Source organism: Desulfitibacter sp. BRH_c19, assembly GCA_001515945.1.
In the GTDB taxonomy this organism is placed as follows: Bacteria; Bacillota; DSM-16504; order Desulfitibacterales; family Desulfitibacteraceae; genus Desulfitibacter.
Map to the genome: position 1 here is coordinate 40,905 of LOER01000042.1, position 15,201 is coordinate 56,105.

The following is a 15,201-nucleotide window of genomic DNA, read 5'->3' on the forward strand; positions in this document are numbered from 1 at the left end:
CCCTCCTTTCTTTCTATATTAGTCCAAGTTCTTTAAACCTTTCAAAAGCTTTCTGTGGAGTTATGGGAATAGAATTAAAAGCTACACCAGTAGCATCTAAAACAGCATTTCTAATTGCTGGTGCCTGAGTTATAGTCGGCGGTTCACCCAAGGATTTATTTCCAAAGGGACCTGTGGGATCATGGACTTCAATGAAACTAACATTAATATCAGGAGTATCCATTATAGTTAAAAGCTTGTAGTCTAAGAAATTATTATTTAGTGGTTCTCCCGTCTTTTCATCAAATAACATCTGTTCAAAAAGTCCATAACCTATTCCCATGCTCACTCCACCGTGAACTTGCCCCTCAGCCAGTTTAGGATTTATAATTATTCCAGAATCATGGACATTATATATTTCAAGGATCTCAATTTTTCCTGTCTTCATATCCACCTCAACCTCAACAAAGGTTGCTCCGAATGCTACAGCATTTGTTTTGGCATTAGTAGAAGTGTCACTAGTAATTGGTTTAGCATGTACCCTATCATAAAAAGAGTGCAATGCTACCTCAGATAGAGATAAAATGGCTTCCTGAGAATTTTTTATTACTATGTTTGCCTCAACTATCTCTAATTCCCTAGCCGGAGTATCTGTCATAGAATATACAAAGGCCAGGATTTGCTCTTTGACCTTTGATGCTGCCTTTTTTACAGCCATGCCGGTAATATAGGTCTGTCTAGATGCATAAGCTCCTGTATCAAAGGGGGAGACATCAGTATCCTGTGTTGAGATGACATGAACCATATGTAAGGGAATTCCCAACTCCTGTGCTGCCATTTGTGCAAAAACGGTATCACTACCCTGACCAATTTCTGTAGCACCAATTTGCAGTTGAATGGAACCATCTTGATTTAAAACTATTCTTGCCCCTGCTAGTTCCAGGCTAGCTGGATAAGTACCTGAAAAATAGCTAAAGCAGGCCATTCCCAATCCTCTTCTAAGATATTCAGGTTGATTAGTATATGCTAATTTTTTCTCATCCCATTTGATTAGTTCCTTGCCTTTGTTTACGCATTGTTCTATTTCACAGGTTATTACTTTTAGCCCATTAATGGGATCTACATAGCCCGATCCAAGAAAATTTCTTCTCCGTAGTTCCACACTATCCATAGACAATTCTTTGGCTATATTATCCAAATGGGATTCTAATGCAAAGTTAATTTGGGGAACACCATAGGCCCTCATTGCACCAGCAACAGGTAGGTTAGTATAAACAGTAAGCGGTGAAAACTTCATTGTATCAAAGGAATAAAGTGGCCTTATTTTAGTACCTGCACTCAGGGATATGGTATGACCGTGGGACGCATAAGCTCCTGTATTGGATACGGCTTGAATTTGTATTCCGGTTAGTCTCCCATCTTTTGATACAGCGGTTTTCAGCCTATATTTAAATGCATGTCTTGTGCATGTTGCAATCATACACTCTTCTCTAGAAAGCTCGATTTTAACAGGTTTGCCATTTACAGCCATTGTAAGTAATGCATTTAAAGGCTCTAAAAATACATCTTGTTTGCTGCCAAAACCTCCGCCTACATACGGTTTGATAATACGAATTTTACTCCAGGGTATCCCTAATGCCTGCCCAACAATTCTCCTGCACACATGTGGAATTTGCGTTGAAGAAACAATTACAACCCTTTCATTTTCATCTATATAAGCGTAAGATACATGGTTTTCCATCTGACAATGCTGGACTATACTAGTTTCAAACATATCCTCGAAAACATAGTCAGCATTTCTTAAAGTTTCCTCCATATCACCAATTTCATACCCATGGGAAGCGACAATATTATTTTCTTTATTTTCATGAATCAGGGGAGCATTTTGTTGAAGTGCAGCGTCTGTAGTCAATAAGGGCTCTAATATCTCATACTCTACATTAATAAGTTCAATTGCCCTTTGTGCGGTTAAAACATCTTGTGCTACTACTGCTGCTATCTCATCACCCACAAACCTGGCTTTTTTGGTTAAAACCATTCGATCCTCAACATCCCTATATTTTGGATCTATGGAATAGGGGTGTCCCGCAGTAGCATACCTAACCTGGGGTACATCTCGATAAGTTAGTACTGCCTCAACACCAGGTAGGGCCTTAGCACAACTTGTATCAATACTTCTCACTCTTGCATGAGCATATGGACTTCTAAGAATTTTTGCCGTTAGCATTTTTCCCTCAAAAAAATCACCGGCGTACTTGGCTTTGCCGGTAACCTTGGCAAAAGCATCAAGTCTATTTGGGCTTTTTCCTATTGTACTGCTAGACATTCCCTTTGCACTCCATTTCATAAACAGGATTCTTTATTCAGGTGGAGTTTTGACTCCATCTGAATATTAGAAACCGTTATCCAGGGGCTTAGTACCACTTATCTCCCACCTAAAGAGGTGGGAGTCTTAGTGGTAGTTAGCCATCGGATAAAAATTATATCTGGCTAACTTATTATCAAGGGTCCCCTGTAATTACTTAATAACAGGAGACCCCTAATTCTGGTTTATTGCTTTATACTGCTATCACCATTTTCTAGGGCAATCTCTGGCGAGACTACATCCTTATAGTCCATTCTTTTAATTGCAATCTTAGCTAAAACATAATAAACCACACAAGAGGCAAAGAAATTAGGTATAACCGCACCTGTACTATTTGCTCCAAAGTGGTAATGTTCCATGGTTTGCATTAATATCACACCTATTACAAATGCCGCAACAGCGTACCAGTTTACTCCATTGGTATACCAATAGGGACCGCTTTTATTGCCTAATTGATTTATGTCGTAATTGCGTTTACGAATAATATAATAGTCCACTATCATAATGGCACATATGGGAGGATATACGGTGCCAAGGTAATGCATGAAGGAGTAGAAGGCTCCCACAAATTGACCAGAAAATATTGGAACCCAGGACATTAAAATACATATGATACTATAGCCTAAAATTGTCCATTTGAGTTTTAATTTGGGGAAAATATTTACAGTAGATAAACTTCCTACATAAACATTTATTAAATTTGTACTTACAGTTGCCAACACCATGACTAGCAATGCAACCCAGCCAATTCCCAGAGCCTGTGCAACACTTGATGGATCACTAAAATCTGGATTAAAGACTCCTGTTTTAAGCACTACAGCGATTACACTAATTGCCCCGACCAATGCAAACCAGAACATGCCAAGGTTTGTGCCAACCATAGGAGCAATTGTTGCTGCACTTTTTGTCCTTGTATAACGCGAAAATTCTGAAACACACAGCATCCAACCAAAGCTGTATGCAGCCATCACATCAAAACCCACTCCAAATGGCATCCGCATACTTTCATCGGGCTGCCAACTGATAATATCAGCTAATGGAAAACTGCTTAATACCGTATAAGTCATCCAAACACTTAGGATTACTAAGGCCGAAACTATTACTCTCTGTGCTATTTTAATAGATCGAGACCCGGATACTACAACAAGAATAAAGGCGAGTATTCCATTTATAGCAGCACCAGCCATCATGATAGGTACACTTCCAGGTTCCCCAAAGGCAGGCCATCCAAAAAATCCTTGAAAAAGGTAACTATAGGTAATTGCTGCTAAGAAGTTACCAATAAATGCCCAGCCCATTAATGCTAATGCATTGGCAGCAGCCGGAACCTTACTACCACTAATACCAAATGTAACTCGTGTGAGACCTATAGAGGTGGTAGCAACCTTAAATCCCATAAATGCAATTAGTGCCATAATAGCATAGGCTATTGGATTAGCTATAAACGTAATCCCCAAAACACCTATGAAACCAGTAGCTGCAATTGCTCCACCTGACCACCAGGAGGCAGGATGCGCATTACCACCCATCCAAATAGCAGCCATATCAATAAAGCCTATATGCCTATCTTCCATTGGAACATATTCCTCTATCCCATACTCCCTATTTTCTAATTGAGCCATTTATTACACCTCCGTTTTAGTAGTTTTTTATTACTTCCATTTTTAATCCATTCAACACCCTTTCAGGAGTTAATGGAATTTCATTAAATTTCACACCTGTAGCATTTAAAACTGCATTTCTAATTGCAGGAGCTACTGAAATACACGGGGGTTCACCTAGTGCCTTATTACCATAAGCAGTTGACGCTTCTATAGTTTCCACAAATCTGACATCAATATCTGGAACATCTAGAATAGTTGGAATTTTGTAGTCCAACAAATTATTGTTTATTATTTTCTTAGTTTTCTTATCTAAAAGGAGCTGCTCTGAAATACCATAACCTACGCCCATTATAACCCCACCATGTACCTGCCCCTGAGCTGTTTGATAATTAATAATTTTGCCTGAATCATGTATAGCAAGTATTTTGTTCACTATTATTTTTCCAGTACCCATATCCACATCAACTTCAGCAAATACTGCACCGAAACACAAAGGATTGTTGCTAGGTGTAAAATATTCCTCGCAGTCAATTGATATGGATTTACCCTTGGAATAGTAGGCTTCCATCATAATATCCTTAATGGTAACCAGCTTTAGACCATTTTTCTTATCAATAACCCAACCTGCTTTTAGTTGAAGATTATAAGGAATAACATTTAACATTTTAGAGGCAAAATCCAATATCATACTCTTGCATTTTTGTGCAGTTTTTTTAACTGCCATTCCCCCAACATTAGCTTGACGAGATGCATACGCACCCATGTCAAAGGGACAAAGGTCTGTATCTACAGCAATAACTTTTACTGCATTTAAAGTCAATCCCAATTCTTCAGCTGCAATTTGGGCCATTATCGTGTCATTTCCCTGTCCTATATCTGCTGAACCTATAAATAACACAATACTTCCATCTTCATTGATTTTTATTCTTGCACCAGACATTTCCGCATTGTATGGATAGGTGCTGCTAGCATAGCTGAAGCTTGCCATGCCCTTGCCTTTTCGTATATTTCTATTTTCATGTATCTTTAAACCTTTTTGCCAATTACTTAATTTCTCCCCCGTTTGCAAGCACTCTTCCACCCCACAGGAGTCAACTGTAAAATGACCTTGAGGATCTTTAAATCCTGCTTTGACTATATTTTTTTTCCGAAGTTCTATAGGGCCCATTTTTAACTTATTTGCTATGTTGTCCATGTGTGATTCCATAGCAAAATTATACTGGGAAATCCCATAGGACCTCATAGCTGATGCTATGGGCATATTAGTATAGACCGTTGTACCATGGAAGGCAATATTTGGAGTAGGGTAGAGACAAGGAAATTGTGCATCTATGTTGTAGACAACGCAATGGCCGTGGGCTGCATATGCTCCTGTATTAGACCAGACATGCAGCTGCCTGGCTAACAAATTTCCTTCCATACTGACGCCTGTTTTAAATTTAAAGCTCATGGAATGACGCGTTCTAGTTGATATCATATCTTCTTCTCGGTTAAGTTCTAACAAGACAGGTTTGCCAGTTTTTAGTGATAGTACTACATTAATGGGTTCCTGGCAAACATCTTCTTTACCACCAAAACCTCCGCCAACATAACCCTTCACTACCCTTATACTTCCAATAGGTAAACCAAGGGCATGAGCAAGTATTCGTCTTAAATGAAATGGAATTTGGGTAGCAGAATAAACCGTTACTGTTCCGTCAGTTTCCACTTGAGCTAATGAAACGTGATTTTCCATTGGACAATGTTGTACAATGGGTGTATGAAATTCATCTTCCACTATTAAATCTGCATCTGCAAATCCCTTTGAAATATCTCCAAATTCATAGGAATGCTGCCCACAAATGTTTTTTGTACCGTGATGAATTTCTACAGCATTCTCTTTTAATGCATCCTCTATTGTAAAAAGTGAAGGTAGCTCTTCGTAATCCACCTCAATGAGTTCAACAGCCCTGACGGCAGTCTCCAAAGAGTCAGCAGCTACTGCCGCCACAGGATCCCCTACAAATCGGACTACATTGTCCAGGATATATGTATCCTGGGGACTATCATCAGGATAGGGGTGTCCTGCTGGGCAATAAGCATTTCTAGGAACATCCTCCCAGGTCACTACTGCTTCCACTCCTGGAAGAGCCTTTGCTTTTTCAGTATTTATTCGCTTTATTTTTGCATGTGCTACTGTGCTCCACAAAATCTTACTATATAGCATATTACTAATTTTTATGTCTCCAACATATTTAGCCGTTCCCATTACCTTTGGCACAGCATGTATGTCACTATAGCTTTTGCCAATATACTCATAACCCATATAATTGTTTCACCTCCTTTCTTAATTTCATTGTACTTTTTTATTTATGAACGGTTCTTATTAAAGTCCTGATATGCGCGGTACATAATACTTTGTAATTCCTTTTCAATCTCATAAGAAAGCTCTACTGGCTTGTGCTCTTTTATTAAGGATAAGTACCTATCACGTGCACGCTCAATTATTCCTTTACTTCCCTTGTCAACCCAGGTGGGTCTAGAGATAGTGTTAAATAGGGTTGACTTATAGTTTTCTCTAAAGTGCTTAAATGTGTGTTCCATGTCTATAAAAGCTTCCCGACCTTGTAGGTCTAATAACTCTTGTAGTGCAATAGTGTCCTTATTAATTTCATGCCCCTTTTTGACTTCTTTGGCATACCTAAATAACTCATCATCTATTATTAGCTGTAGAGAACTAGCAGTTTTCCCCGTTTCCACATGCCCTACATCTCCAAGTATGGTTGCTCCTGATAGACTAACTAACTGTGTAATGAATGCATCTGTAGAAACACTTTCTGCACCCACATCAAAAGCATCTGAACCTCCTGCAAAGCTATGACAGGGTAATCCATAGCCTTCTTCTATTAACTGGGTTACTATCATTCTAGCCATAATAGTGGAGATATTTGCTTGTAGCGCATGTGTACTCACCATGTCCATTTCATACATGATGGGAGTTAAGATGCAGGGAGTTCCCTGTCCAATGCATTGAACCATTATAGTCATGGCAATAGTTTCAGCAGCAGCCATTACCGCCACCCCTGCAGGAGTAATGGGAGCATTTGCACCCGCTGTAGGCAGCGAACATACATGAATGGGAATTTTATGAATACCGCTTTGATAGATAGCTTCAGAATCCATGTACTTGAGATCAAAGGGAGAAGCCGAGCAGGATATGTTGCTGATAATAGGTCTCTTTTGAAGCTCCGATACACCACCAACAAGTACTGCCGCCATTTCAATTAAGTACCTTACATTCTTGGTTTCATATGGCTGTAACCATCCATGCTTTGTAGAATGGTGCAGTACATTATAAAAAGCGTGTATATCTATCATTTCTGATGGAAAATCGTTTGCCTTCACGGTGAGCAACGACCAAAAATCAATATTCTCAAGGGCCTGGGTAATGCTGATATAATCGATCAGATCTCTTTTAGCAACCTCACGGTATTCACCTGTAAGTGCATCAATATAGTACATGGCACCTGTGATTGCTCGTGTATAGAAAAGTCCTTGTGGATGCGGAATGTGCAGATCATACTTTGAATCTATTCCAGCCAAGACAAAGCTTCTAGGTGCTTGACCCAACATTTCCTCCTGCAGCTCCCTTGGAAATAATACTTTTCCAGTTTGGTTGGATATTTTTGCCCCAGCTTTTTTTAGATATGCCAGAACATCCGGATGATCAACCATCATACCTTGTTTCTCCAACAGCTCAATAACACTATTTTTCATCAAATCAAGCTCTTCTTCAGTTGCTATCTTTAACCGTAAATCCTTCGCCATTCAAATCCTCCTTTGTCTGTTGAAATATTCAATAGTTATTTTAAATTTTTTAATTTTTTAAATTTTTTAAATTTTTTATGATTTTATGATAACTTCTTTTATACCAAAAAAAACTGTAATGGACTAAAAGTCTGAATAGTCCATTACAGTTGATATGTTAGATAAGCTAACAAGTCATATAAATATATTAGTTTCATTTATTTTTACTAATATTTTCAAGCATTCATGAGTAGGCTCTTCTCAGCAGCCTTTTTTAAATCAAGCAGTTCCTGAACCAATTCATCTGAAAGATTAACTTCCTTGTACTGAACCTTAAGTTCATTATAAAGATCTTTTGCCCGATCAACCATGTCCTTGCAGCCCCTTTCCAACCATGCAGTTCTGGAAGAGTATGTAAATGTTTTTGCCCTATAAATTTCCTTAAAGTGACGGTATGAATGTTCAAGGGTAATAAAAGAATCGGTCTCACCATTCAAATGCATAATTTCATCAACTGCTAGAGTATCATCATCTATAACATATCCTCTTTTTAACACCTTTAGCATTCCCAACACATCGTTATCAATAATTAACTGCACAGGGGCAATTGTTTTACCAGTTTCTAATTGCCCTAGATCACCAAGGATAGTACACCCACTTAATACATCCCCGTAAGCAGTTACTGCCTGATTGAAGATACTTTCTTCACCAACCTTATAAGCATCTGAGCCTCCACCAAATAAATGTACTGGAATTCCATATCCATCCTGCATCAATTGTACTGCCAGCATTCTACCCCAATTAATTTCAACTGTAGACTGAAGTGTATACATGCTGCTCATATCCATAGCAAAGTGTTCTGGAGTTGCAATACAGGAAATGCCTGGTGCAACACACTGAGCCATAATAACCATAGCTAGACATTCTGCAGCCATCATCAAAACTGTCCCAGGCTGAGTAATAGGAGCGTTTGCTCCTGAAGTGGGCAATGTACAGCAATGAATAGGAACACCATACAAAGCACCTTGATAAATAGCTTCAGCATCCATATATTTAATGTAAAGGGGATTCATAGCACAAGATATCATACTGACTATTGGTCTCCTGCGTAGCTCTTCCCTGCCCCCGATTCTCGTGGCTGCCATTTCCAAAAGCCATTTAACATTCTCTGCCTCATATGGCTGCAGCCACCCATGTTTGGTGGTGTTTTTAAAGACCGTGTACATTGAATTAATATCAATTGCCTCAGGTGGAAAATCTTTTGCCTTCAATGTCAGAAGGGAATAAAAATCCATATGCTCTAGATTGTGGGTTAGCCTTGTCCACTCCCCTAAATCATCCAACCCAAGCTGACGATACTGGTCATTTTCAGAATAGATATACATGGCACCAGTTACCGGCCTGCTATAAAACAGGCCTTCTGGATGAGGAATCTTTAGATTGTATTTTGCATCAATACCTGCTAATAAAAATTCTTTTGGAGCTAGTGCAAGATATTCTTCTTGCATCTTTTTAGGGAATATAACATTCCCAGTTGAGCTTGAAATCTTAGCTCCAGCATCTACGCAGCATTTTATTAACTGTGGATGATCAACTTTCATGCCCCTTTTTTCCAAAAGTTCGATTACTTTTTTCTTCATCAGGTCAATTTCATCTTGTGATGCTACCTTGACCGATACGTTTAAAGCCATTTTTCCCCGCCTCCTAGATTTTATTGTATAAAAAAACCACACTAAAGGTAACCAAGTTACTTTAGTGTGGGTCTATCTTGAAACCACTTTTTGATTTAAGGCTTAATTCAAAAATCAAACTTTATTTATCATTATTAAATTCCTTGTCTACAATCCTTAGGCAGAGACCCTGTGTTTTAAGCTCTATAATCCTATAATAACAATTGTAGTCAGAAAAGTACCTGTAATAGACTAATTTTTTACTAGAATAATGCATTTTTAGGTTATTTCTATACTTTTTTATTTTTCACAGCTTTTGATATTGTAACTGGATGCAATGAAAGTGCCTCAGCAATAGTTTTCTGGGTTATGCTACCGCAGGAAATAAAATCCTCAAAACTTGCAGTATCATATTCATGAACAGCTTTATAAAACTGGTCTAGTTTCGCATGAGAATCATAAAAGCACATTAGGCTCAATTGGTTTATATAGCAGTAAGAGGAATATGCATTATACATGATAACTTCTTTTAAAAATTTATTATTGCATCTCATTCTTTCCTTAAAATCATTAGCATTCATGACTTTAAATGTAACATCTGTCATAGTCTGCAACTGAAAACCATAGTCATTCAAAAAAATAAGGAAAGAATTAATTAGGCTTTTGCATTTCCAATATATTTTTTTTGTCTTCTTATGAGAACTTAGATTAAAACTGACTACTCCTTCATCCAAATAATATATGCATTCTAGTTGATCTGTAGAAAAGAACATTGTTGCATTAGGCCCTAGATTTAGTGTCCTACATGTTGAAAACTCTTCATTAGTAATGGGTAAATCGCAACCCCAGAACAAACCAGATTTTTCTAGATTCAACATAGAATTCCCCCCTTCCATAATGCTTCAGGGTTTTGTATCAAAAATTTATCATTTACTCGTACTATTATTAGATTTTTTTTAGACGTTTTTAAGAATAAATCCACCATTTCAATTGAACAGGCACTAAGCTCAGCTATATCCTTTCTTGAAACATAAAAATTCATTAAGATTCCCTCATTACATTTAATCCCGAATTTTTCTATGAAGTTTCTAAATACCCAGATAATGCGTTTCTCAACACTTGAAAAGCAAATGCTTTTAATCTTGTTCTCAGCTAATATGCACTTTTTAATGGCACTTTGACCCAGAGAAAAAGCAACTTCGTATTGATCAAGTACTTTTTCCATGCTAAATCTGTCAAAAATATAGCTCACAACATCTGTTGCTGCCTCAACACCATAATTACTCTCAGTACCCCCTGACAAGTAAAAAAACTCTGAAATCCAAGACATTGACCCGCAATAGCCTATTATATGAGACCTTCCATCCTCTGATAATAAGCTAAGTTTACCAAACCCTTTATCTATTAGGTAGAGCCTATCTATATTTTGACCCTGTTCAATTATTATTTGGTTTTTTTTAAATTCACCAATCATTCCGTAAGATTTGATTTTACTAAAGGCCGCGGCATCTAAATCATTTTCAATAAATAATTCCAAGAGGAATCATCCTTTCCCTTTCCCTTTCCCTTATACTTTACTAATTTCTACTTCTTTCATAATTTTCCTCTATAGTTGAATAATGTTTTTTGTATATTCTAAATAATCGAACTAGTAATAGCAATTATTTACGCTTCATCACCTTTAAACATTTAATCCTTTAAATCCCCACTGGAACAAACTAATAGGCATTATCAATATACTACAGTTTATCGGAAAATATTCTATATTGGTTGAGACAGCTTTACCTGAACGATTTCACTTAGAATGCTTTAGGTTAATAAAATTGGGCTCCATAGCTTTAGGAGCCCTCACTTTGAAGAACAATTTTTTAAGTTCTGCCCAAACACTTATATAGGTTAATCGGTTTGTCATTAATATCATAAACTGCCTTGACCTGACTTACTGAATTTTTCTCCATAAATAAAGGGATAACCGAAGTTAAACTCCATTTATCCATTAAGTATCCTTTACTATAGACCCTTTCCTAATCTTCAAAAAGTCCTTTTCTATGAATTTTCAAAAACTGTTTACAGTGTTTATCCAATCCTAGTAAAGCCTGTGAGGAATAAATAAGGCACATACTCTCTTTATCTAATGGATTTAAAATATAGGAATCCATGCCAAAACTCATCGTATTTATTGTAAATGCTCTATTTAGATACTTTCTATTGGGTAATCCATAGGAAGCGTTACTCAATCCACATATCATGTGCACATCTGGGTATTTCGCCTTAATGTAGCTTATGGTTTGTAAAACTTCCTGGCCGGCTAAGTATCCTGTACTTATGGGTTTGATAAGCGGATCTAGGTAAATGTCCTCAGCAGGTATGCCATTATCTAATAACCTTGGTAATAGGTTCTCGACAACCTTTATCCTATCCTCGGCACTATCTGGCATACCTTCGTCACTCATTAGCAATGCAACAACCTTAGTTTTGTACTCTTTAATTAGCGGCAATACTTCATTAAATCTTTCTTTTTCGGCCGTGATGGAATTTACCATTGGCTGTCCGTTCTTGTGTAATTCTAGACCAACCTTTATCGCTTTATGGTTTGGACTATCTATGCATAGCGGGATATCAGTAACTACTTCTTGAACAGTATTTACCAACCAGGCCATAGTCTCTTCTTCATCATAAACTCTGGTTCCACAATTTACATCAATATAATTTGCACCAGCTTTCTCTTGCTCTAAAGCTACTTTTTGAATATAGGAAGCATCTCTAATTTCTACAGCTTCCTTAATCGCTTTACGACTAGTATTGATTAATTCTCCCACAATTAAAACACTCATGCTTGAAACCTCCTCTGATATTTTGTGTACATAAGAACTCATTGTTACTAGTATTCTTAGTCAAAGTTCTATTAGCCTTTGATTAGGTAAACAAAACAAGCTTTAAAAACTTATAATTATAGGAGCTCTTTTTGTCAACTTATACAACTGATCACCCGATACATAATAAAGAACAACTATCAAAGTTGCTCTTTAGCAAAACCATTTTTTTAAGTATTTGTAATAAAAGGCATTATTTTTAATGCAATTTGCATATTTAGACGATCATCTGCTGATTTTAAATCTAGTTGAGTTAATCTTTCAATTGTGGAAACCCTATATCTAACAGTATTTGGATGGACATAGAGGCATTTTGCTGTCTCTCTGTAATTATAACCACAGCTAATATAAATGCTTAATGTCTCAATTAAGTCTGCATTGTTGTTCCTATCATACTCCACTAGTGGAATTAAGTATTCATTGTAAAACAGTCTTATTTCATCATTAACCTCTGGTAAGTTCAATAATCTATAAAAACCTAGGCTACTAAAATGAAAGAGCTTCGGTGCGATGTTAATAAGGCTACCTATTTTTATTGCTTTTTTTGCTTCTTCGTAACTCTTTTGAACGCTACTGAAATTAATTAACCTACCTATGCCAAGATAGTATGGTGTCTTGCCAAAAATATTCTCTAGCTCATCATAGAATTTATTAATTGGAAAGTCAGTTCTATTTATATAATTACTAAATAAAATCACAAGATCATTATTATACATTCCATAGATAGCGTTCTTACCAAAGACACGTGTAATTAAATTATCAATTCTTTCAATGGAAAAGTTATGTTCCATTATATTATTACTGTCTAGTACAGCAACTATCAGATTATCCTGTGATATACTAAAATCCAATTGACTAGCTTGGTAAAATGCATCTTTAAAAGAATATTCACCATTCATAAGCCGTAATAAAAACTCATTTTTATATTTTCGTTTAACATCCTTTAAAGATTTAATCCTTTGAATCTCCATGGAACATGCCGATGCAGCATAGTCAAGTATTATACAGTCAGTCTTATTAAAATCTTCCTTATCTTTAAACATTAAAATGTAACCTTCTGAACTGTTATCCAACATTATTTCTGTGGCAAGCCATTCCAAGCTAGTTTCTCCATTTATCTCCCAACCATAACAATTCACGGACCCAGCAGTATTATACTTGCTATACTTAGGACTCCATTTTTCATGTCTTTTAGAAAACTTTGTAGGCAAGGTAAAGGCTGGGTAAGAATAGGCTTCTTCTTCAAATAAAATTACAATAGATAGTCCAGTCCACTTATATAGTATCTTTGCTACACCATCCAACCCTTCACTACTTATTGATTTATTAATTTCTTTATATACTTCATCGATCCTTTTGACTTCCTTTGTAAGGTTGCAAACCATATTTAGCATAACAAATTCTAAAATATCTATATATGCATGTTCATCCGGCATGCTAATAATTGAAAAACCAATTTCGTCAGCTTTCTTTTTGAGCCGTTCAGGCAGTTTGTTCTTAAAGAAACGTAGTTTTATGCCAAGCCCCGCTGCCCCATTTTTGGCTAAATTTTCCACAACCCTACTTTGCATATCCTCATCATCTAAAATACTATAGGCTGTAGTTACAACAAACTCTCCACCCCTTAAATATTGATGTGCGTCAGGGGAATCTAAAACAGTAACAGAGGTGACTTTCTTAGAAAGCCCCTTTTCTCCCGCAAGGACAGTTGCATTCTTTAAAAAATTAGATAAAAGTAGATCTGCTAATGTGACCTCCACCTAATACACCTCCACCACCTGTAGTTACTATATATATATACACATATATATATTTCTATTAGTTATCCGCTTTTCCTCTAGCTCAAAAAAATAAATAGTGTGTCTAGTAAGAACCTTAGATATAACTGTTCTAAAAAAAATGGGCTCCATAGCTTTAGGAGCCCGAACTTTGAAGAGCTATCTTATATATTAAGTCAAAATGTACCACAAATTATTTAGTACAATAAACGTTATCAAGAGGCATTCCTAATTCAATTAATTCATTTCTCACACGGTGATAAAGTGCTTCGTATTCAGGCGTAGGTCTCATGTTATCTAAATCAAAACATTCTTTTACACTATAACCTTTATCAGGAGTTGGTAATTTTTCTTCATACTTTGGCAATATTTTCTTTGCTATTTCATTTGCCTGCTTCCTTGTCATACCTGCACATGACTTAAATACTTCACCACACCACCAAGCCTCCATTGGAGTTAAATAATCTGTATACCTACCTCCAGCTGATCTTGGTTGTGTTGTTTTAGTAGAACCTGATACACAATGGTTCATTAAGCCTACAGCAGCTTCATATAGAAACATTTCAGTCATTGGACCCGCTGTCTCATTTACAATTTTATTACGCATAATATTAGTATTTCTACTAACTGCTTGAGTTGAAACACTATTAGCCCATACTGCTTTACGTCCACAATTACCGAATAACTGTAAGTCATATACATAGGAGCTGACATAGGTAGCTTGTAATATAACTGGTAGCAATAAATCTGTAGCAATATTTGCAAGAACAGCTCCTTCAGCTGGACCAGCATAACCACCTATATAGGAGAAACCGCCTGCTCTTATGTTGTGGCCACAGTTTATTCCCATAACAATCCTATGGAAGTTACTCATAGATGCTTTTAATTCCACCGGGCACAATGACATTGTATTATTTCCTTCACCAGGGAAAAATGCTGCTCCACCAAGATGACCATAATGTGTCACTGCACCAGCAATTCCTGTATGGCCAATTCCAGGCCTTTCGGCTCTATATGTGGCTTGTCTTCTAAGTTCTGCTTCATATCTGCCCATTAATGTTTCATAAGGTGTTCCAGATCTAATTTTTTTGCCGTATACTGTTGCTAATGTAGGTCCATGTAAAACGTCTACTAACTTAGGATATT

10 protein-coding genes are annotated in these 15,201 nt (G+C 36.8%); all 10 read right to left on the minus strand.

Annotated elements, in window-relative coordinates:
• Positions 1-13: 13 nt before the first annotated feature.
• Positions 14-2,305 (minus strand): xanthine dehydrogenase, encoded by a 2,292-nt coding sequence (locus APF76_02945; GenBank protein KUO49251.1) that lies wholly within the window; start codon positions 2,303-2,305, stop codon positions 14-16.
• 224 nt (positions 2,306-2,529) lie between these two features.
• The gene (locus tag APF76_02950; GenBank protein KUO49252.1) at positions 2,530-3,966 is read right to left on the minus strand and encodes a hypothetical protein; all 1,437 of its coding nucleotides are present in this window, start codon (positions 3,964-3,966) and stop codon (positions 2,530-2,532) included.
• A 16-nt stretch (positions 3,967-3,982) separates the two neighbouring features.
• Positions 3,983-6,253 (minus strand): hypothetical protein, encoded by a 2,271-nt coding sequence (locus tag APF76_02955; GenBank protein ID KUO49253.1) that lies wholly within the window; start codon positions 6,251-6,253, stop codon positions 3,983-3,985.
• A gap of 44 nt (positions 6,254-6,297) precedes the next feature.
• Complete coding sequence (locus tag APF76_02960) at positions 6,298-7,755, minus strand: hypothetical protein (protein ID KUO49254.1); 1,458 nt, start codon at positions 7,753-7,755, stop codon at positions 6,298-6,300.
• A gap of 215 nt (positions 7,756-7,970) precedes the next feature.
• Positions 7,971-9,425 (minus strand): hypothetical protein, encoded by a 1,455-nt coding sequence (locus tag APF76_02965; protein ID KUO49255.1) that lies wholly within the window; start codon positions 9,423-9,425, stop codon positions 7,971-7,973.
• Positions 9,426-9,694: 269 nt separating this feature from the next.
• Positions 9,695-10,282, minus strand: a complete 588-nt coding sequence (locus tag APF76_02970) for a hypothetical protein (GenBank protein ID KUO49256.1) — start codon at positions 10,280-10,282, stop codon at positions 9,695-9,697.
• Entirely contained in the window at positions 10,276-10,941 is a 666-nt protein-coding gene (locus APF76_02975) for a hypothetical protein (GenBank protein KUO49257.1), read from the minus strand. The genes APF76_02970 and APF76_02975 overlap by 7 nt, the downstream gene beginning before the upstream one ends.
• 487 nt (positions 10,942-11,428) lie before the next feature.
• Positions 11,429-12,280, minus strand: a complete 852-nt coding sequence (locus tag APF76_02980; GenBank protein KUO49258.1) for a methyltetrahydrofolate--corrinoid methyltransferase — start codon at positions 12,278-12,280, stop codon at positions 11,429-11,431.
• 167 nt (positions 12,281-12,447) lie between these two features.
• The gene (locus APF76_02985; protein ID KUO49259.1) at positions 12,448-14,037 is read right to left on the minus strand and encodes a hypothetical protein; all 1,590 of its coding nucleotides are present in this window, start codon (positions 14,035-14,037) and stop codon (positions 12,448-12,450) included.
• Positions 14,038-14,248: 211 nt separating this feature from the next.
• The coding region (locus APF76_02990; protein KUO49260.1) for a hypothetical protein at positions 14,249-15,201 on the minus strand (953 nt) is incomplete at its 5' end.